Here is a 20,156-nt window from a genome sequence, read left to right as displayed (position 1 = left end):
GCTTTTTATTCTGCTTAGTCGATGGTACGCAGCAGTTCGTTAATGCCGACCTTGCCGCGAGTTTTCGCATCCACTTTCTTCACGATAACGGCGCAGTACAGGCTGTACTTGCCATCTTTCGACGGCAGGTTGCCGGAAACCACCACTGAACCCGCCGGAACGCGGCCGTAATGGACTTCGCCGGTTTCGCGATCGTAAATTTTGGTGCTCTGACCCAGGTACACGCCCATGGAGATCACGGAACCTTCTTCAACGATCACGCCTTCAACCACTTCAGAGCGCGCGCCGATGAAGCAGTTGTCTTCGATGATGGTCGGGTTAGCCTGCAGCGGCTCGAGGACGCCGCCGATACCGACGCCGCCGGACAGGTGCACGTTTTTACCAATCTGCGCGCAGGAACCCACGGTGGCCCAGGTATCTACCATGGAGCCTTCGTCCACGTAGGCGCCGATGTTGACGTAGGACGGCATCAGCACGGTGTTGCGGGCAATAAATGCGCCCTGACGAACCGCCGCCGGCGGAACCACGCGGAAGCCTTCTTTCTGGAAACGCGCTTCATCATAGTCAGCGAATTTCATCGGCACTTTATCGAAGTAGCGGCTTTCAGCACCGTCGATAACCTGGTTATCGTTAATACGGAAAGAGAGCAGAACCGCCTTCTTCAGCCATTGATGGGTGACCCACTGGCCATCGATCTTTTCAGCGACACGCAGCGCGCCGGAATCAAGCAGAGAAATCACCTGGTTAACCGCTTCGCGGGTTACGGTATCCACATTTGCCGGCGTGATGTCGGCGCGACGCTCAAAAGCGGACTCAATAACATTCTGTAATTGCTGCATTGTTTTACTCTTTCTCTTTACACATTAAAAGTTCGTCACCCTTTATCGTTTGGATTGAGGGCCTCTGTCAACCGTTGTTGTACTTCTTGTTGCAGCGCATTATTAAGCGCACGCCGGTCCGCCGTCGCGATTATAAATAAATCTTCTACTCGCTCACCGATTGTCGTAATTCGCGCTCCGTGAAGCGAAATATTGAGGTCGGCGAACACCTGACCCACGCGCGCCAGCAGGCCCGGCTGATCGAGCGCAATCAGCTCAAGAAACGATTTTCTGTCGGTGTGCGTCGGCAGGAAATTGACTTCGGTAACGACGGAGAAATGGCGAAGTTTCGCCGCCTGACGGCGCGGGGCCGGCGGCTGCCAGCTGCGCTGGGTAATGGTCTGTTCCAGACCGTGACGGATAATCTCATGGCGATCGGCGGAAAGCGGACTGCCGTCCGGCTCCAGCACAATAAAGGTATCCATCGCCATGCCGTCGCGGGTGGTAAAAATCTGGGCATCGTGAACGCTGAGGTTGCGGCGATCCAGCTCACCACAGACGGCGGCAAACAGATACGGGCGGTCCGGGCTCCAGATAAAAATTTCGGTCCCGCCGCGCGTGGCCTGCGAGCTGAGCAGGATCATCGGTTTGCTCAGGTCGTGTTTGAGCAAATTGCGGGCGTGCCAGGCGAGCTGGTTGGGCGTATGGCGCACGAAGTAGTTGGCGCGGCAGCGATTCCAGATTTGATGCAGCGCCTCTTCATTAATATTTTCCATCCGCAGCAGCGCCAGCGCCTGCAGCTGATGATGGCGAACCCGTTCGCGCATATCCGGCGTGCTTTGCATGCCGCGCCGCAGCTGTTTTTCGGTGGCGAAATAGAGCTCGCGCAGCAGGCTCTGCTTCCAGCTGTTCCACAAGGTTTCGTTGGTCGCACAGATATCGGCGACGGTCAGGCATACCAGGTAGCGCAGGCGGTTTTCAGTTTGCACCTCTTCGGCAAACTGCTTGATGACCTCGGGATCCTGAATATCACGGCGCTGGGCGGTGACCGACATTAACAGATGATGGCGCACCAGCCAGGCGACCAGCTGGGTTTCCCGCGAGTTAAGCCCGTGCAGCTCGGCGAATTTCAGCACATCCTGGGCGCCGAGGACCGAATGATCGCCGCCGCGACCTTTGGCAATATCATGGAACAGGGCGGCAATCAGAATCAGCTCCGGGTGCGTCAGGCGAGGCCACAGTTCCACGCACAGCGGATGGCGGCTGCGGGTCTCTTCTTTAGCGAAGCTTTCCAGCTTCAGCAGCACGCGGATCGTATGCTCATCGACCGTATAGGCATGGAACAGGTCAAACTGCATCTGGCCCACGATATGCGACCACTGCGGCATATAGGCCCACAGTACGCTGTGGCGGTGCATCGGCAACAGCCCCCGGCTGACCGCGCCCTGGTGACGCAACATGCTGAGGAAAATCGTGCGCGCTTCCGGGATATAGCACAGCGGCTGCGTCAGGTGGCGCCGCGCGTGACGCAGGTGGCGAAGCGTCGTCGAGTAGATGCCGGTGATGCTGCTGTTACGCACCATAATATAGAACATGCGCAGGATAGCCTGCGGTTCGCGGATAAACAGCGTGTCGTCGCGTAGGTCAATCAGCGTGCCGCGCAGTTGAAAATCATCATCGATGGGCCGCGGCTTTTCATCTTCGGTGAGGGCGAGGATGGCTTCATCAAACAGCTGGAGCAGCATGTGATTCAGTTCGCTGACCCGCCGGGTGACGCGGAAGAAATCCTTCATCATGTATTCGATAGGCTGATTGCCTTCGCCTTCGTAGCGCAGTCGGCGGGCGACGCTGAACTGGCGATCGAATAACAGACGGTTGTCGTAGCGGTTTAACTCGAGGTGCAGCGCAAAGCGAATCCGCCACAGCTGGTGCAGACATTCGTTAAGCTCGTTACGTTCGGCTTCGGTAAGAAAGCCGAAACCGACCATTTCATCCAGCGAAGTGGCGCCGAAGTGACGACGGGCGACCCACTGCAGGGTGTGGATATCGCGCAGGCCGCCGGGACTGCTTTTCACGTCCGGTTCGAGGTTATAGCTGGTGCCGTGGTAGCGCTGGTGGCGTATATTCTGCTCTTCGACCTTGGCGGCGAAAAACTTCTCCGAGGGCCAGAAGCCATCGCTGAAAATATGTTTTTGTAGCTCCAGAAATAGCGCGACGTCGCCAATCAGCAGACGCGTTTCGATCAGGTTGGTGGCAACGGTCAGATCGGACAGTCCTTCCAGCAGGCACTCTTCGAGCGTACGCACGCTGTGGCCGACTTCGAGCTTGATATCCCACAGCAGCGTCAGCAGTTCGCCCACTTTCTGCGCCTGCTCATCGGAGAGTTTTTTGCGGCTGAGAATCAGCAGGTCGATGTCGGAGAGCGGGTGCAGCTCGCCGCGACCGTATCCTCCAACCGCGACCAGCGCCAGATCGCTGACCGAACCAAAACCGTAATCCACCCACAGGCGCTGGAGCAGCTGGTCGATAAATTCGGTTCGCGCTTCGATGAGCTCCCCGGCGGGGATACCGCTATCAAATGCTTCGCCCAGCCAGCGCTGGAAAATATCGAGATGTGCCTTGATGGCGGCACAGTTCAAATCCCCTTGTGGCCAGCTACCTGGATTCTCAGGTTGAGCGGAGAGGGTAGGGGAGACAGTATCAGGTAAAGAGTTACTCATCGCGTCACCATATGAAAAAACTATCAACTATCGCCCATAAAAAATCGCCGGGAGCGATTTTTAACGTCGCTTGCGGCGGCCCGTAGGGTGACGGGCAGGACGCCCGTCATACAAAATCGCCGGGAACGATTTTTAACGTCGCTTGCGGCGGCCCGTAGGGTGACGGGCAGGACGCCCGTCATACAAAATCGCCGGGAACGATTTTTAACGTCGCTTGCGGCGGCCCGTAGGGTGACGGGCAGGACGCCCGTCATAAAAAAGCCGGCGGGCGCCGGCTTTTCGTTATGCGTTGTGCGAGATTATCGCCGGGATGGTGTCATCCTTGCGTAGCGTCAGAATCTCGCAGCCGTTCTCTGTCACCACAATAGTATGCTCGTACTGCGCAGACAAGCTCCGGTCTTTGGTTTTCACCGTCCAGCCGTCTTTCATACTGCGGATCTCTTTCTTGCCGGCATTGACCATCGGTTCGATGGTAAAGGTCATGCCAGGCTTGAGCACCACATTGGTCTCTGGCGAGTCGTAGTGCAGCACCTGCGGCTCTTCATGGAAACCACGACCGATACCGTGACCGCAATACTCACGCACCACCGAGAAACCTTCCGCTTCGACGAATTTCTGGATGGCTGCGCCGATGGCGCGCAGGTTAATTCCCGGCTTAACCATCTTCAGGGCCAGATACAGGCTTTCCTGAGTGATGCGGCACAGGCGCTCGCCAAGAATCGTCGGTTTGCCGACGATGAACATTTTAGAGGTGTCGCCGTGGAAATCATCCTTAATGACCGTGACATCAATGTTGACGATGTCGCCGTCTTTCAACAGTTTTTCGTCGTCAGGAATCCCGTGACAGACGACTTCGTTAATAGAGATACAGACGGATTTCGGGTAGCCGTGGTAGCCGAGGCAGGCGGAGATCGCTTTCTGTTCGTTAACAATGTAATCGTTACAGATACGGTCCAGTTCGCCGGTGCTGACCCCAGGTTTAACGTAGGGTTCGATCATTTCCAGCACTTCAGCGGCCAGGCGGCCGGCGACGCGCATTTTTTCGATGTCTTCAGATGTTTTGATAGATATAGCCATGGATTGTGTCCAGCTGTGTCGGTTTTTTCGACAATAATAGAGTTATTCCTGCCAATGTTAACAGTCCGGGTGTCCTGGTGCCAAATTGAGAATCATTAACAGCACTCAGCGTCAACAACAGTTGGTTTCCGATCGGATTTTGTGGTATAAAGCGCGCCGGACTTCCGTTCCATTTGGTACTACACAGGATGGACTGAAGCGACAAATCTCACTTTGTGTAAATAACACACACGTATCGACACATATTCCGGGGTGCCCTTTGGGGTCGGTAATATGGGATACGTGGAGGCATAACCCCAACTTTATCTATAGAGGTTTTAAACATGGCAACTGTTTCCATGCGCGACATGCTCAAGGCTGGTGTTCACTTTGGTCACCAGACCCGTTACTGGAACCCGAAAATGAAGCCTTTCATCTTCGGCGCGCGTAACAAAGTTCACATCATCAACCTTGAGAAAACTGTACCGATGTTCAACGAAGCTCTGGCTGAACTGAACAAGATCTCTGCTCGTAAAGGTAAAATCCTTTTCGTTGGTACTAAACGCGCTGCAAGCGAAGCGGTAAAAGAAGCTGCTAACAGCTGCGACCAGTTCTTCGTGAACCATCGCTGGTTGGGCGGCATGCTGACTAACTGGAAAACCGTTCGTCAGTCCATCAAACGTCTGAAAGACCTGGAAACTCAGTCCCAGGACGGTACTTTCGAGAAGCTGACCAAGAAAGAAGCGCTGATGCGCACTCGTGAGCTGGACAAGCTGGAAAACAGCCTGGGCGGTATCAAAGACATGGGCGGCCTGCCGGACGCACTGTTTGTTATCGACGCTGACCACGAGCACATCGCTATCAAAGAAGCAAACAACCTGGGTATCCCGGTATTTGCTATCGTTGATACTAACTCCGATCCGGACGGCGTAGACTTCGTTATCCCGGGTAACGACGACGCAATCCGCGCTGTTAGCCTGTACCTGGGCGCTGTAGCTACAACCGTGCGCGAAGGTCGTTCTCAGGATCTGGCTTCTCAGGCGGAAGAAAGCTTCGTAGAAGCTGAATAATAAGGTTTCACCCCTTATTAGTACCGTGTATGAATAGGGGCCCATTTTTGGCCCCTTTTTTCAATTTATACTGTTTGGCCCCCGGCCGGGCAGTTCACATCTCCCGAGGATTTAAGAATGGCTGAAATTACCGCATCCCTGGTAAAAGAGCTGCGTGAGCGTACTGGCGCAGGCATGATGGATTGCAAGAAAGCGCTGACCGAAGCGAACGGCGACATCGAGCTGGCAATCGAAAACATGCGTAAATCCGGCGCAATCAAAGCGGCGAAAAAAGCAGGTAACGTTGCTGCTGACGGCGTGATCATCACTAAGATCGACGGTACCTACGGCATCATTCTGGAAGTTAACTGCCAGACTGACTTCGTTGCTAAAGATGGCGGTTTCCAGGCATTTGCTAACAAAGTTCTGGATGCAGCTGTGGCTGGTAAAATCACCGACGTTGAAGTTCTGAAAGCACAGTTCGAAGAAGAGCGTGTTGCGCTGGTTGCTAAAATCGGTGAGAACATCAACATCCGTCGCGTTGCGGCCCTGGAAGGCGAAGTTCTGGGTTCATACCAGCACGGCGCGCGTATCGGCGTTCTGGTTGCGGCTAAAGGCGCTGACCAGGAGCTGGTTAAACAGCTGGCAATGCACATCGCTGCAAGCAAGCCGGAATTCGTTAAGCCGGAAGACGTGTCTGCTGAAGTGGTAGAGAAAGAGTACCAGGTTCAGCTGGACATCGCGATGCAGTCTGGTAAGCCGAAAGAAATCGCTGAGAAAATGGTTGAAGGCCGCATGAAGAAATTCACCGGCGAAGTTTCTCTGACCGGCCAGCCTTTCGTTATGGACCCGAGCAAATCTGTTGCTCAGCTGCTGAAAGAGCACAATGCCGACGTTACTGGCTTCATCCGCTTTGAAGTGGGCGAAGGCATCGAGAAAGTTGAGACTGACTTTGCAGCAGAAGTTGCTGCGATGTCCAAGCAGTCTTAATTTTCAAAAGGAGCCGCCTGAGGGCGGCTTCTTTTTGCGCCCGTTTTGTAAATTCAGCTCATCGCTTATAGTGGCTGTGCTGAAAAGCGGCATACAATGTCGCCAGAATTAACTCATCTCACTCGTTGACAGTCTCAGGAAAGAAACATGGCTACCAATGCAAAACCCGTCTACAAACGTATTCTGCTTAAGTTAAGTGGCGAAGCTCTGCAGGGTTCGGAAGGCTTCGGTATTGATGCAAGCATACTTGACCGTATGGCTCAGGAAATCAAAGAACTGGTTGAACTGGGTATTCAGGTTGGTGTAGTGATTGGTGGTGGTAACCTGTTCCGTGGTGCTGGGCTGGCGAAAGCGGGTATGAACCGCGTTGTGGGCGACCACATGGGCATGCTGGCAACGGTGATGAACGGCCTCGCCATGCGTGACTCACTGCATCGCGCCTATGTGAACGCTCGCCTGATGTCAGCGATTCCGCTGAATGGCGTGTGTGATAACTACAGCTGGGCAGAGGCCATCAGCCTGCTGCGTAATAATCGCGTGGTGATTCTTTCCGCCGGCACCGGTAACCCGTTCTTCACCACCGATTCCGCTGCCTGCCTGCGCGGTATTGAAATCGAAGCTGATGTGGTGCTGAAAGCCACCAAAGTCGACGGTGTGTTTACCGCTGATCCGGCCAAAGACCCGTCTGCCACCATGTACGATCAGCTGACCTACAGCGAAGTACTCGATAAAGAGCTGAAAGTCATGGATTTGGCCGCCTTTACCCTGGCGCGTGACCATAAATTGCCGATTCGCGTTTTCAACATGAATAAACCTGGCGCACTGCGTCGCGTGGTGATGGGCGAAAAAGAAGGCACACTGATTACGGAATAATTCCCGTCAGCGCCAAATCCGGGTAATATTCCGCCTTACTTTCGCGGGCTGATTGCCCGGTGATTTGCATTAAATCTGACTATACTTAGCTCACTTTCGCGGTGAGCGACCGTCTGGTCTGTCTGAGACAAGTTTTCAAGGATTCGTAACGTGATTAGCGATATCAGAAAAGATGCTGAAGTACGCATGGAAAAATGCGTCGAAGCGTTCAAAACCCAAATCAGCAAAATACGCACGGGTCGTGCTTCTCCCAGCCTGCTGGATGGCATCGTCGTAGAATACTACGGCACGCCGACGCCGCTGCGTCAGCTGGCAAGCGTCACGGTGGAAGACTCCCGTACTCTGAAAATTAACGTGTTCGATCGCTCCATGAGCCCGGCCGTTGAGAAAGCGATCATGGCTTCCGATCTCGGTCTGAACCCAAGCTCTGCGGGCAGCGACATCCGTGTTCCGTTGCCGCCGCTGACCGAAGAACGTCGTAAGGATCTGACGAAGATCGTTCGCGGTGAAGCCGAACAAGCGCGTGTTGCCGTGCGTAACGTGCGTCGTGACGCCAATGATAAAGTAAAAGCGCTGTTGAAAGATAAAGAGATCAGCGAAGATGACGATCGCCGTTCTCAGGACGACGTGCAGAAAATGACTGACGCCGCCATCAAGAAAGTGGATGCGGCGCTGACAGATAAAGAAGCGGAACTGATGCAGTTCTGATTCTCTGCCGATACGCTCGCCGCCTGCCATTATTCATGGGCTGCGGGCGTTAAGTCTGAAACGCCGTACAGAAGACCGAACGCTCAATTCCTGGGATTGTGTTAACACGGTCGGCCCTGTAGCCTCTGGCATGCTTGCCGAAGGTGATAGACCGCCGACCTGCTCCCGGATGATTGTGGCGTAAGGGCTACTGGCGGCGTTTTTCTTTTTATCCTGTCTCAATTCTTCTGGACATCTCATGAAGCAATTAACCGTTCTCGGTTCGACCGGTTCAATTGGCTGCAGCACGCTGGATGTGGTGCGCCATAACCCCGATAGCTTTTCCATCGCCGCGCTGGTCGCAGGGAAAAATGTCGACCGCATGGTTGAACAATGTCTGGAATTCTCTCCCCGCTACGCGGTGATGGACGATGTTCAAAGCGCCGACGCGCTGCGCATCCGCCTGCGTGAAAACGGTAGCCGCACTGAGGTATTGAGCGGCCAGCACGCTGCCGCGGAAGTGGCTGCGCTGGACGAGGTTGACCAGGTGATGGCGGCGATTGTGGGGGCTGCGGGACTGGTGCCAACGCTGTCGGCCATCCGTGCCGGCAAAACGGTGCTGCTGGCGAATAAAGAGTCGCTGGTCACCTGCGGGCGCCTGTTTATGGATGCTGTGCAACAGTACGGCGCGCACCTGCTGCCCGTGGACAGCGAACATAACGCGATTTTTCAGAGTATGCCGGTAACGGTGCAGCATAATCTTGGATACGCTGACTTAACGCAGAATGGCGTTTCGTCGATTCTGCTGACCGGTTCCGGTGGTCCTTTCCGGGAAACGGCGATAGCGGAACTGGTGGCGATGACGCCGGATCAGGCCTGCCGTCACCCCAACTGGTCAATGGGACGCAAAATCTCTGTCGATTCCGCCACGATGATGAACAAAGGGCTGGAATATATCGAAGCCCGCTGGCTGTTCAACGCTTCAGCCCGGCAGATGGAAGTGCTGATCCACCCGCAGTCTGTCATTCACTCGATGGTGCGTTATCTTGACGGCAGCGTCATCGCGCAACTCGGTGAACCGGATATGCGCACGCCTATCGCCCATACGATGGGCTGGCCAGATCGCCTGAATTCTGGCGTGCCGGCGTTAGACTTCTGTCAGTTGAGCCACCTGAGCTTTTCCGCGCCGGACTACGGGCGCTATCCGTGTCTCAAACTGGCGATGGACGCATTCGATCACGGTCAGGCGGCGACAACGGCGCTGAATGCGGCAAATGAAATCTCAGTGGCAGCCTTCCTGGCTGAAGAGATTCGCTTTACCGACATTGCGGGAGTCAACCTGGCAGTACTGGATCAGCTGACGCTGGATGAACCGCAAAGCATTGATGAGGTGCTGGTTATTGACGCTCAGGCCAGAGTCGTTGCCGGGAAGCAGATTAAACATCTGACAACGCGGGGCTGAACCTCACGCCACGTTGTGATATTTGTGGGCGCTGGGCTTCAGTGATATAGTCTGCGCCACCCAATCGTTGCATTTTGTTGTAAAAGATTGTGGTGGCCGTGGAAAAACACGGCTTTTTTGCGTAAAGCTTTGGGTTGTTCTCTGCGATGAGCTGTAGCTTCGGCACTGGATAAAAATGCGTATACAGCGCTGACCGGTTGCTCGCGTTTAGTGGCTTGGCTAATCCTTATTATGGACTTAAAACGCGTTATGTTGTCTGCTAATCACACTGTCAGCGAAATATCGCCTGCACATGGCTGTCGTCATGTCGCCATTATCATGGACGGCAACGGTCGTTGGGCGAAACAGCAAGGAAAAATTCGCGCATTCGGCCATAAAGCCGGGGCGAAGTCGGTTCGTCGCGCGGTCTCCTTCGCGGCGAACAATGGTATTGAAGCGTTGACGCTGTATGCATTCAGCAGCGAGAACTGGAACCGCCCCGAGCAGGAAGTCAGTGCCCTGATGGAGCTGTTCGTTTGGGCGCTGGATAGCGAAGTGAAAAGCCTGCATCGGCATAACGTCCGCCTGCGGATCATCGGCGAGACAACGCGTTTTAATGCTCGCCTGCAGGAGCGTATCCGCAAAGCGGAAGCGCTGACGGAGAACAACACGGGCTTAACGCTGAATATTGCGGCGAACTACGGTGGGCGCTGGGATATTATTCAGGGTGTCCGCAATCTGGCAAGACAGGTTCAGAACGGGTTACTTCAGCCCGAACAGATCACGGAAGACATGCTGAGTCAGCAGGTCTGTATGCATGAACTGGCACCTGTAGATTTAGTTATTAGGACCGGGGGAGAGCATCGCATCAGTAATTTTTTGATTTGGCAAATTGCGTATGCCGAACTTTACTTTACCGATGTTCTTTGGCCCGATTTTGCTGAACAGGACTTTGAAGGTGCACTCCATGCCTTTGTTAATCGAGAGCGTCGTTTTGGCGGCACTGAGCCGGGTGGCAATCATGCCTGATGGGGGTCACTTTTGCTGAAGTATCGCCTGATATCGGCTTTCGTTTTAATCCCCGTGGTGATTGCGGCGCTTTTTCTGTTGCCGCCTGCGGGTTTTGCCATCGTCACGCTCGTGGTGTGTATGCTCGCTGCGTGGGAGTGGGGGCAATTTAGCGGTTTCACTTCAACTTCACAACGCATCTGGCTGGCGCTGCTGTGTGGCCTGCTACTGGCGTTGATGCTTTTCCTGATGCCGGAATATCACTATGACGTTCATCAACCGCTGGTTGAAGGATCGCTCTGGGCGTCGTTTGGCTGGTGGATTGTGGCGCTGCTGCTGGTGCTTTCTTACCCGGCGTCCGCTGCTTTCTGGCGCAACTCGAAAGCGCTGCGTCTGATCTTTGGTATTCTGACTATCGTCCCGTTCTTCTGGGGCATGCTGGTGCTGCGCGCCTGGCATTATGCGGATAACCATTACAGCGGCGCGCTGTGGCTGCTGTACGTGATGATTCTGGTCTGGGGCGCGGACTCTGGCGCCTATGTGTTTGGCAAGATGTTCGGCAAGCATAAGCTGGCACCGAAAGTGTCTCCGGGTAAAACCTGGCAGGGTTTCTTCGGTGGCCTGGTGACGGCGGCGATCATCTCCTGGGCCTACGGTCAGTGGGCGAATCTGGATGTTACGCCAACGGTATTGCTGGTTTGTTCCGTTGTTGCGGCGCTGGCCTCAGTGCTCGGCGATCTGACAGAGAGTATGTTTAAGCGAGAGGCCGGCATTAAGGATAGCGGTCATCTGATTCCCGGACACGGTGGAATACTCGATCGTATCGACAGCCTGACGGCGGCGGTACCGGTGTTTGCTTGTCTGCTATTGTTGGTCTTCAGGACGATTTGACGGAAGGTTTTATGCTAAGCGTTCTCTGGAATTTGGCTGCCTTTATCATTGCGCTGGGCGTATTGATCACCGTGCATGAGTTTGGCCATTTCTGGGTGGCTCGTCGCTGCGGCGTTCGCGTTGAGCGTTTTTCCATTGGCTTTGGTAAAGCGCTATGGCGGCGTTTTGACAAGCAGGGAACGGAATTCGTCATCGCTCTTATTCCACTCGGCGGCTATGTCAAAATGCTCGACGAACGCGTCGAGCCGGTGGTGCCTGAGATGCGCCACTACGCTTTCAATAACAAAACCGTTGGCCAGCGTGCGGCCATCATTGCCGCTGGTCCTGTCGCGAACTTCATTTTTGCCATCTTTGCCTACTGGCTGGTCTTTATTATCGGTGTCCCTGGCGTACGTCCGGTTGTTGGTGAAATAGTACCCGACTCGATTGCCGCGCATGCACAAATTGCAAAAGGTACGGAACTTAAAGCGATAGATGGCATCGAAACGCCTGATTGGGATGCAGTGCGTATGGCGCTGGTCTCTAAGATAGGCGACGAGCAAACAATAGTTACGCTCGCCCCTTTCGGGAGCAGTCAGCGCCAGGATAAAATCCTCGATCTGCGGCACTGGGCGTTTGAGCCGGATAAACAAGATCCGGTGACATCGCTGGGCATTCAGCCTCGCAGCGCGCAGATTGATACGGTGCTGGCTGAAGTACAATCTGGTTCGGCGGCGCAGAAGGCCGGTTTGCAAGCGGGCGACAGGATCGTTAAAGTCGATGGTCAACCGTTAACGCAGTGGATGACGTTTGTCAATCTGGTGCGTGATAATCCGGGTAAGGCGCTGGTTCTGGAGATCGAGCGACAGGGGAGTCCCTCGTCTGTTACGCTGACGCCAGATAGCCGATCCGCAAAAGGTCAAGCCGAAGGGTTTGCAGGGGTTGTACCTAAGGTCATCCCGCTGCCTGATGAATATAAGACAGTGCGTCAGTACGGGCCGTTTGCCGCCATTGCTGAAGCCACGGATAAAACCTGGCAACTGATGTCATTAACCGTCAGGATGCTGGGTAAATTGATAACCGGTGATGTCAAACTGAACAACCTCAGCGGGCCGATTTCTATCGCCCAGGGGGCTGGAATGTCAGCGGAGTTTGGGTTGATTTACTATCTGATGTTCCTTGCGCTGATTAGCGTGAACCTCGGGATAATCAATCTGTTCCCGCTTCCCGTCCTGGACGGGGGGCACCTGCTATTTTTGGCGATTGAAAAGCTGAAGGGCGGGCCGGTATCCGAGCGAGTTCAAGACTTTAGTTATCGCATTGGCTCAATACTGCTGGTGTTGTTAATGGGGCTTGCACTTTTCAATGATTTCTCTCGGTTGTAAGAGAGTTTGTTAGGAAGAACGCATAATAACGATGGCGATGAAAAAGTTGCTCATAGCGTCGCTGCTGTTTAGCAGCGCAACCGTATACGGTGCTGAAGGGTTCGTGGTGAAGGACATTCATTTCGAAGGCTTGCAGCGTGTCGCTGTTGGTGCGGCCCTCCTCAGTATGCCAGTGCGTCCTGGCGATACGGTGACCGATGATGATATCAGTAACACCATTCGTGCTTTGTTTGCCACTGGCAACTTTGAGGACGTCCGCGTCCTGCGCGATGGTGATACCCTGTTGGTGCAGGTGAAAGAGCGCCCAACGATTGCCAGCATCACTTTCTCCGGTAACAAGTCGGTGAAGGATGACATGCTCAAGCAAAACCTTGAGGCATCCGGCGTTCGCGTTGGGGAGTCCCTTGACCGCACGACCCTCGCTGATATCGAGAAAGGGCTGGAAGATTTCTACTACAGCGTCGGTAAGTACAGCGCCAGTGTAAAAGCTGTCGTCACGCCGCTGCCGCGTAACCGCGTCGACCTGAAACTGGTATTCCAGGAAGGCGTCTCGGCGAAAATCCAGCAGATTAACATTGTCGGTAACCATGCGTTCAGCACCGATGAACTGATCTCAACATTCCAGCTGCGCGATGAAGTGCCGTGGTGGAACGTTGTCGGCGATCGCAAATACCAGAAGCAGAAGCTGGCCGGGGATCTCGAAACCCTGCGCAGCTACTATCTGGATCGCGGCTACGCGCGTTTCAACATCGACTCCACGCAGGTGAGCCTGACGCCGGATAAAAAAGGCATCTACATCACCGTGAATATCACTGAAGGCGAGCAGTACAAGCTTTCCGGTGTCCAGGTGACGGGCGATCTGGCGGGGCATTCGGCAGAAATCGAAGCGTTGACCAAAGTCGAGCCGGGCGAGCTGTATAACGGCGCCAAAGTGACCAAAATGGAGAATGATATTAAGAAACTCCTCGGTCGCTATGGCTACGCCTATCCGCGCGTCCAGTCTCAGCCGGAAATTAACGATAGCGATAAGACTGTGAAGCTGCACGTTAACGTCGATGCCGGCAACCGCTACTACGTGCGTAAAATTCGCTTCGAGGGCAACGACACCTCCAAAGACTCCGTCCTGCGTCGCGAAATGCGTCAGATGGAAGGGGCATGGCTGGGCAGCGACCTGGTCGACCAGGGTAAAGATCGTCTCAACCGCTTAGGCTATTTTGAAACGGTAGATACCGATACGCAGCGCGTACCGGGCAGCCCGGATCAGGTCGACGTGGTCTATAAAGTCAAAGAACGTAACACCGGTAGCTTCAACTTTGGTGTCGGCTACGGTACGGAAAGCGGCGTCAGCTTCCAGGCTGGCGTTCAGCAGGACAACTGGTTGGGTACCGGCTATTCCGTTGGAATTAACGGCACCAAAAACGATTACCAGACCTATACTGAACTGTCGGTCACTAACCCGTATTTCACCGTTGACGGCGTGAGCCTCGGTGGTCGTATTTTCTATAACGACTTCGACGCGAACGACGCGGATCTGTCTGACTATACCAACAAAAGCTATGGTACGGACGTTACGCTGGGCTTCCCGATCAACGAATACAATACGCTGCGCGCGGGCTTAGGTTATGTCCATAACGCCCTGTCCAATATGCAGCCGCAGGTGGCGATGTGGCGTTATCTGAACTCGATGGGGCAATATCCGAGCGACACGAATGACAGAAACTCGTTTAGCGCCAACGATTTCACCTTCAACTACGGTTGGACCTATAACAAGCTCGACCGTGGCTTCTTCCCGACGGAAGGTTCGCGTGTCAACCTGAATGGTAAAGTGACCATTCCAGGTTCTGATAACGAATACTACAAAGCGACGCTGGATACGGCGACCTACGTACCGATCGATAACGATCATCAGTGGGTGGTTCTGGGACGTACCCGCTTTGGCTACGGTGATGGCATTGGTGGTAAAGAGATGCCGTTCTACGAGAACTTCTATGCCGGTGGCTCAAGCACCGTGCGCGGGTTCCGGTCGAACACCATTGGTCCGAAAGCGGTTTATTTCCCGGCCAGCAACCGCCACGATGGCGATAATAGCTATGACAGTAACTGTAAGAGCACTGAATCCGCGCCGTGTAAATCGGATGATGCGGTGGGCGGTAACGCCATGGCCGTTGCCAGCCTGGAGCTGATTACGCCGACGCCGTTTATCAGCGATAAATATGCTAACTCGGTCCGTACCTCCTTCTTCTGGGATGTGGGTACCGCGTGGGATACGCACTGGGATTCGAGCGCTTACGCGGGTTATCCGGATTACGGTGATCCGAGCAACATCCGTATGTCCGCCGGTATTGCGGTACAGTGGATGTCTCCGTTGGGGCCGTTGGTATTCTCCTACGCCCAACCGTTTAAAAAGTACGAAGGAGACAAGTCCGAGCAGTTCCAGTTTAACATTGGTAAAACCTGGTAATTGCGGGCGGCAATGGAATGTAAGTGCAGTATAGCGCTGACTTTAGGCGATAATTACGGTTATCGCCTGGCCACGCAAATAACGGTACCCCTGGGTACTCATGGGATGGTAAGGAGTTAATTGTGAAAAAGTGGTTATTAGCTGCAGGTCTGGGTTTAGCAATGGTAACTTCCGCTCAGGCGGCAGATAAAATTGCAATGGTTAACATGAACAGCCTGTTCCAGCAGGTTGCCCAGAAAACAGGCGTTTCTAACACGCTGGAAAACGAGTTCAAAGGCCGTGCGAGCGAGCTGCAGCGTATGGAAGGCGATCTGCAGTCCAAGATGCAGCGTCTGCAGTCCATGAAACCGGGTGCCGACCGTACCAAGCTGGAAAAAGACGTTATGGCTCAGCGCCAGACCTTCTCTCAGAAAGCACAGTCTTTTGAGCAGGATCGCGCACGTCGCTCCAACGAAGAGCGCGGCAAACTGGTTACTCGTATCCAGACTGCTGTGAAAAGCGTAGCGAGCAGCCAGAGCATCGACCTGGTTGTTGATTCTAATGCCGTTGCATACAACAGCAGCGATGTAAAAGACATCACCGCTGATGTGCTGAAACAGGTTAACTAAGTAATGCCTTCTATTCGACTGGCTGATCTGGCACAGCAGTTGGATGCAGAATTACACGGTGATGGCGATATCGTCATCACCGGCGTTGCGTCCATGCAAACTGCAAAAGCAGGTCATATTACGTTCATGGTCAATCCTAAGTACCGCGAACACCTGGCCGCCTGCCAGGCTTCTGCCGTTGTCATGACGCAGGATGATTTACCTTTTGCCCACAGCGCCGCACTGGTCGTGCGTAATCCCTACCTGACCTATGCGCGTATGGCTCAAATTCTGGATACCACGCCGCAGCCGGCGCAGAATATCGCCCCGAGCGCGGTGATTGATGCCACGGCGAAGCTGGGTAAAAATGTCTCGATTGGCCCTAACGCGGTGATCGAATCTGATGTTGTGCTTGCTGACAATGTGGTGATTGGCGCCGGGTGCTTCGTTGGGAAAAAGACGAAAATTGGCGCTGGCTCCCGTTTGTGGGCCAACGTGACCGTTTACCACGAAATTGAGATCGGTGAGAATTGCCTGATTCAGTCCAGCACCGTGATCGGTGCCGATGGTTTCGGTTATGCCAACGATCGCGGTAACTGGGTGAAGATCCCGCAGCTGGGTCGCGTTATTATTGGCGATCGCGTGGAGATCGGCGCCTGTACCACCATTGACCGTGGTGCGCTGGATGATACCGTGATCGGCAATGGCGTTATCATTGATAACCAGTGTCAGATTGCGCATAACGTGGTGATTGGTGACAATACTGCCGTTGCGGGTGGCGTTATCATGGCAGGCAGCCTGAAAATTGGCCGTTACTGCATGATTGGCGGAGCCAGCGTGATTAACGGACATATGGAAATTTGCGACAAAGTCACCGTCACCGGGATGGGGATGGTCATGCGTCCTATCACCGAGCCTGGCGTCTATTCTTCAGGTATTCCGCTGCAACCGAATAAGGTGTGGCGTAAAACCGCGGCGCTGGTGATGAATATTGATGAGATCAACAAACGCCTCAAATCGATTGAGCGTAAGGTTAATCAGCAAGATTAGCGCATTCGTTGACACACAAAATCATGCAAAGCAGCATCTGCGTGGGTAACTGCCGCTGATAAAGACGCTGCCTGAAAGATGAAGTGTAAAAATTTTCGGCCTGTTGCATTCATAAGATTGCCGCAGGCCGTGTTATTATTGCCTTTTAGTATATTTAGACAGGAAGAGTATTTTGACTACTGAAACTCATACTCTGCACATTGAAGAGATTCTGGAACTTCTCCCTCACCGCTACCCGTTCCTGCTGGTAGACCGCGTGCTGGATTTTGAAGAAGGTCGTTTTCTGCGCGCAGTAAAAAATGTTTCTGTTAACGAGCCGTTTTTCCAGGGGCACTTCCCTGGTAAACCGATTTTACCGGGCGTGCTGATTCTGGAAGCGATGGCGCAAGCCACCGGTATTCTGGCATTCAAAAGCGTAGGTAAGCTCGAGCCGGGTGAACTTTATTACTTCGCCGGGATTGATGAAGCGCGTTTCAAACGTCCGGTAGTACCAGGCGATCAGATGATTATGGAAGTCACTTTCGAGAAAACCCGTCGCGGCCTGACTCGTTTTAAAGGCGTCGCGCTGGTCGATGGTAAAGTGGTTTGCGAAGCAACGATGATGTGTGCGCGTAGCCGGGAGGCCTGATACGTGATTGATAAAACCGCCTTTATTCATCCGACTGCCATCGTGGAAGACGGTGCCGTTATCGGTGCAAACGCCCACATTGGCCCGTTTTGTATTGTTGGTGCTAACGTCGAAATTGGCGAAGGTACCGTACTGAAGTCTCATGTTGTTGTTAACGGCCATACCAAAATTGGTCGTGATAATGAGATCTATCAGTTCGCTTCCATCGGTGAAGTTAACCAGGACCTGAAATACGCTGGTGAACCGACACGTGTGGAAATTGGCGATCGCAACCGCATCCGCGAGAGCGTCACCATTCATCGTGGCACAGTACAGGGCGGTGGACTGACGAAGGTGGGCAGCGATAACCTGCTGATGATCAACGCGCACGTTGCACACGATTGTACGGTCGGAGATCGCTGTATTCTGGCCAACAATGCCACGCTCGCCGGACATGTCTCGCTGGATGATTTCGTCATCATCGGCGGCATGACGGCAGTCCATCAGTTCTGCATCATCGGCGCACACGTCATGGTCGGCGGCTGCTCAGGCGTCGCGCAGGATGTCCCGCCGTTCGTGATTGCTCAGGGCAACCACGCGACGCCGTATGGCGTCAATATTGAAGGGCTGAAGCGTCGTGGCTTTAGCCGCGAAGCTATCACCGCGATTCGCAATGCGTACAAACTGCTGTACCGCAGCGGGAAAACGCTGGATGAAGCGAAACCGGAAATCGCCGAGCTGGCGGCTCAGTATCCTGAAGTTCAGCCATTTGTCGATTTCTTCGCCCGCTCCACACGCGGTCTGATTCGTTAATGTCCGCACAGCGTCCCCTGACAATTGCCCTGGTCGCCGGAGAAACCTCCGGCGATATTCTTGGTGCAGGTCTGATCCGCGCCCTTAAAGCACGTATTCCCGATGCTCGCTTTGTCGGCGTGGCGGGCCCATTGATGCAGGCTGAAGGCTGTGAGGCCTGGTATGAGATGGAAGAGCTGGCGGTGATGGGCATTGTCGAAGTGCTCGGTCGCCTGCGTCGCCTGCTGCATATCCGGGCCGATCTTACCCGCCGCTTCAGCGAATTACGTCCTGATGTTTTCGTCGGTATTGACGCTCCGGACTTTAACATTACGCTTGAAGGCAACCTGAAAAAGCAGGGTATTAAAACCATTCATTACGTCAGCCCCTCCGTATGGGCCTGGCGGCAAAAACGCGTTTTCAAAATCGGCAGATCGACGAATCTGGTACTGGCATTTCTGCCTTTCGAAAAAGCGTTTTACGACAAATTTAACGTTCCCTGCCGCTTTATCGGCCATACCATGGCGGATGCCATGTCGTTGGATCCGGATAAAGGCGCCGCGCGGGATCGCCTGGGCATTGCCCGGGATGCGCACTGCCTGGCGCTGCTGCCGGGCAGTCGCGGCGCTGAAGTCGAAATGCTCAGCGCAGATTTTCTGAAAACCGCGCAAATTCTGCGCCAGGATTACCCTGACCTGCAGGTCCTGGTACCGCTGGTGAATGCCAGAAGGCGGGAGCAATTCGAACGTATTAAAGCGGAAACGGCGCCGGAACTGACGGTACATCTGCTGGATGGCCAGGCGCGCGATGCCATGATCGCCAGCGATGCGGCCCTGCTGGCTTCCGGAACCGCGGCGCTGGAGTGCATGCTGGCCAAGTGTCCGATGGTGGTTGGCTATCGTATGAAGCCGTTTACTTTCTGGCTGGCGAAACGACTGGTGAAAACCGACTACGTGTCGTTGCCGAACCTGCTGGCCGGCCGCGAACTGGTCAAAGAGCTGTTGCAGGACGAATGCCAGCCCGGGTTGCTTGCGGATGCGCTGCGGCCGCTGCTGGCCGATGGTAAAACCAGCCATGAAATGCATGACACTTTCCGCGCTCTGCATCAACAAATTCGCTGCAATGCGGATGAGCAGGCGGCGGACGCAGTACTGGAGTTAGCAAAATGATGGAGTTTGTGTATCCGCATACTCACCTGGTCGCCGGCGTCGATGAAGTCGGTCGGGGTCCGCTGGTCGGCGCGGTCGTGACCGCCGCAGTGATCCTTGACCCGGCACGGCCAATTGTGGGTCTGAATGACTCCAAAAAATTAAGCGAAAAGCGTCGTCTGGCGCTGTTCGATGAAATCAAAGAGAAAGCGTTGGCCTGGAGTTTCGGCCGTGCGGAACCGCACGAAATAGACGAGCTGAATATTCTGCATGCGACCATGCTGGCGATGCAGCGCGCCGTTGCTGCTCTGCCGGTTGTGCCGGAGTTTGTGCTGATCGATGGCAACCGCTGCCCGCCGCTGCCCGTGCCTTCACAGGCGGTGGTAAAAGGCGACAGCCGGGTGGCAGAAATCAGCGCAGCGTCTATTCTGGCTAAAGTCGCGCGCGATGCGGAAATGGCTGAGCTGGACCTTGAATTTCCTCAATACGGCTTTGCGCAGCATAAAGGCTATCCTACCGCTTTCCATCTGGAAAAACTGATCGAACATGGCGCAACCGAGCATCATCGGCGTAGTTTTGGCCCGGTAAAACGCGCGCTGGGCCTTGCGTCCTGA

18 protein-coding genes are annotated in these 20,156 nt (G+C 54.3%); 15 read left to right on the top strand and 3 right to left on the bottom strand.

What is annotated here, in order from left to right; genetic code table 11:
- Positions 1-14: 14 nt before the first annotated feature.
- The 3 genes from dapD to map all read right to left on the bottom strand — a co-directional run bounded on the left by dapD (position 15) and on the right by map (position 4,615).
- Positions 15-839: a 2,3,4,5-tetrahydropyridine-2,6-dicarboxylate N-succinyltransferase gene (gene dapD, locus CWM52_RS01680; RefSeq protein WP_004858103.1), complete on the bottom strand. Its 825-nt coding sequence runs from the start codon at positions 837-839 to the stop codon at positions 15-17.
- Between the two features lie 35 nt (positions 840-874).
- A complete protein-coding gene (gene glnD, locus CWM52_RS01675) occupies positions 875-3,538 on the bottom strand; it encodes a bifunctional uridylyltransferase/uridylyl-removing protein GlnD (protein ID WP_100682501.1) in 2,664 nt (887 codons plus the stop codon).
- Positions 3,539-3,820: 282 nt separating this feature from the next.
- A complete protein-coding gene (gene map / locus CWM52_RS01670; RefSeq protein ID WP_100682500.1) occupies positions 3,821-4,615 on the bottom strand; it encodes a type I methionyl aminopeptidase in 795 nt (264 codons plus the stop codon).
- 323 nt (positions 4,616-4,938) lie between these two features.
- On the opposite strand from map, the gene rpsB reads away from it, so the two are divergent.
- From rpsB to rnhB, 15 genes are all read left to right on the top strand, one after another.
- Positions 4,939-5,664, top strand: coding sequence for a 30S ribosomal protein S2 (gene rpsB, locus CWM52_RS01660; RefSeq protein ID WP_100682499.1), 726 nt, complete (start codon positions 4,939-4,941; stop codon positions 5,662-5,664).
- A 117-nt stretch (positions 5,665-5,781) separates the two neighbouring features.
- The gene (gene tsf, locus CWM52_RS01655; RefSeq protein WP_095103655.1) at positions 5,782-6,633 is read left to right on the top strand and encodes a translation elongation factor Ts; all 852 of its coding nucleotides are present in this window, start codon (positions 5,782-5,784) and stop codon (positions 6,631-6,633) included.
- Between the two features lie 147 nt (positions 6,634-6,780).
- Positions 6,781-7,506, top strand: a complete 726-nt coding sequence (pyrH, locus tag CWM52_RS01650) for a UMP kinase (RefSeq protein WP_004858112.1) — start codon at positions 6,781-6,783, stop codon at positions 7,504-7,506.
- Between the two features lie 150 nt (positions 7,507-7,656).
- Positions 7,657-8,214, top strand: coding sequence for a ribosome recycling factor (frr, locus tag CWM52_RS01645; RefSeq protein WP_100682498.1), 558 nt, complete (start codon positions 7,657-7,659; stop codon positions 8,212-8,214).
- A 238-nt stretch (positions 8,215-8,452) separates the two neighbouring features.
- Positions 8,453-9,655, top strand: a complete 1,203-nt coding sequence (gene ispC / locus CWM52_RS01640; protein WP_100682497.1) for a 1-deoxy-D-xylulose-5-phosphate reductoisomerase — start codon at positions 8,453-8,455, stop codon at positions 9,653-9,655.
- Positions 9,656-9,904: 249 nt separating this feature from the next.
- Positions 9,905-10,663, top strand: a complete 759-nt coding sequence (ispU, locus tag CWM52_RS01630; RefSeq protein ID WP_100682656.1) for a (2E,6E)-farnesyl-diphosphate-specific ditrans,polycis-undecaprenyl-diphosphate synthase — start codon at positions 9,905-9,907, stop codon at positions 10,661-10,663.
- A gap of 12 nt (positions 10,664-10,675) precedes the next feature.
- Complete coding sequence (cdsA, locus tag CWM52_RS01625) at positions 10,676-11,533, top strand: phosphatidate cytidylyltransferase (protein ID WP_100682496.1); 858 nt, start codon at positions 10,676-10,678, stop codon at positions 11,531-11,533.
- Positions 11,534-11,544: 11 nt separating this feature from the next.
- Positions 11,545-12,897 (top strand): sigma E protease regulator RseP, encoded by a 1,353-nt coding sequence (rseP, locus tag CWM52_RS01620; protein WP_100682495.1) that lies wholly within the window; start codon positions 11,545-11,547, stop codon positions 12,895-12,897.
- A gap of 31 nt (positions 12,898-12,928) precedes the next feature.
- On the top strand, positions 12,929-15,358 hold the full coding sequence (bamA, locus tag CWM52_RS01615) for an outer membrane protein assembly factor BamA (protein WP_100682494.1): 2,430 nt from the start codon (positions 12,929-12,931) through the stop codon (positions 15,356-15,358).
- 122 nt (positions 15,359-15,480) lie between these two features.
- Positions 15,481-15,966, top strand: coding sequence for a molecular chaperone Skp (skp, locus tag CWM52_RS01610; RefSeq protein ID WP_100682493.1), 486 nt, complete (start codon positions 15,481-15,483; stop codon positions 15,964-15,966).
- 3 nt (positions 15,967-15,969) lie between these two features.
- A complete protein-coding gene (lpxD, locus tag CWM52_RS01605) occupies positions 15,970-16,995 on the top strand; it encodes a UDP-3-O-(3-hydroxymyristoyl)glucosamine N-acyltransferase (protein WP_100682492.1) in 1,026 nt (341 codons plus the stop codon).
- Between the two features lie 172 nt (positions 16,996-17,167).
- On the top strand, positions 17,168-17,623 hold the full coding sequence (fabZ, locus tag CWM52_RS01600; protein ID WP_004858132.1) for a 3-hydroxyacyl-ACP dehydratase FabZ: 456 nt from the start codon (positions 17,168-17,170) through the stop codon (positions 17,621-17,623).
- Positions 17,624-17,626: 3 nt separating this feature from the next.
- Complete coding sequence (gene lpxA, locus CWM52_RS01595; RefSeq protein WP_100682491.1) at positions 17,627-18,415, top strand: acyl-ACP--UDP-N-acetylglucosamine O-acyltransferase; 789 nt, start codon at positions 17,627-17,629, stop codon at positions 18,413-18,415.
- Positions 18,415-19,563 carry a lipid-A-disaccharide synthase gene (lpxB, locus tag CWM52_RS01590; protein WP_100682490.1) on the top strand — a complete coding sequence of 383 codons (1,149 nt, stop codon included), beginning with the start codon at positions 18,415-18,417 and terminating at the stop codon, positions 19,561-19,563. The genes lpxA and lpxB overlap by 1 nt, the downstream gene beginning before the upstream one ends.
- Positions 19,560-20,156 carry a ribonuclease HII gene (rnhB, locus tag CWM52_RS01585; RefSeq protein WP_100682489.1) on the top strand — a complete coding sequence of 199 codons (597 nt, stop codon included), beginning with the start codon at positions 19,560-19,562 and terminating at the stop codon, positions 20,154-20,156. Before lpxB ends, rnhB begins: the two co-directional genes overlap by 4 nt.

Origin of the sequence: Raoultella sp. T31 (assembly GCF_002806725.1) — a bacterium.
Taxonomy (GTDB): Bacteria; Pseudomonadota; Gammaproteobacteria; order Enterobacterales; family Enterobacteriaceae; genus Klebsiella; species Klebsiella electrica.
Note: the sequence above shows the minus strand (reverse complement) of the source record. Positions and strands in the feature narration are given on the sequence as shown.

Bases quoted from the DNA above. Each gene is read 5' to 3' on its own strand.
- dapD (WP_004858103.1), bottom strand. From the start codon at position 839: ATGCAGCAATTACAGAATGTTATTGAGTCCGCTTTTGAGCGTCGCGCC.
- glnD (WP_100682501.1), bottom strand. From the start codon at position 3,538: ATGAGTAACTCTTTACCTGATACTGTCTCCCCTACCCTCTCCGCTCAA.
- map (WP_100682500.1), bottom strand. From the start codon at position 4,615: ATGGCTATATCTATCAAAACATCTGAAGACATCGAAAAAATGCGCGTC.
- rpsB (WP_100682499.1), top strand. From the start codon at position 4,939: ATGGCAACTGTTTCCATGCGCGACATGCTCAAGGCTGGTGTTCACTTT.
- tsf (WP_095103655.1), top strand. From the start codon at position 5,782: ATGGCTGAAATTACCGCATCCCTGGTAAAAGAGCTGCGTGAGCGTACT.
- pyrH (WP_004858112.1), top strand. From the start codon at position 6,781: ATGGCTACCAATGCAAAACCCGTCTACAAACGTATTCTGCTTAAGTTA.
- ispC (WP_100682497.1), top strand. From the start codon at position 8,453: ATGAAGCAATTAACCGTTCTCGGTTCGACCGGTTCAATTGGCTGCAGC.
- ispU (WP_100682656.1), top strand. From the start codon at position 9,905: ATGTTGTCTGCTAATCACACTGTCAGCGAAATATCGCCTGCACATGGC.
- rseP (WP_100682495.1), top strand. From the start codon at position 11,545: ATGCTAAGCGTTCTCTGGAATTTGGCTGCCTTTATCATTGCGCTGGGC.
- bamA (WP_100682494.1), top strand. From the start codon at position 12,929: ATGGCGATGAAAAAGTTGCTCATAGCGTCGCTGCTGTTTAGCAGCGCA.
- lpxD (WP_100682492.1), top strand. From the start codon at position 15,970: ATGCCTTCTATTCGACTGGCTGATCTGGCACAGCAGTTGGATGCAGAA.
- lpxB (WP_100682490.1), top strand. From the start codon at position 18,415: ATGTCCGCACAGCGTCCCCTGACAATTGCCCTGGTCGCCGGAGAAACC.
- rnhB (WP_100682489.1), top strand. From the start codon at position 19,560: ATGATGGAGTTTGTGTATCCGCATACTCACCTGGTCGCCGGCGTCGAT.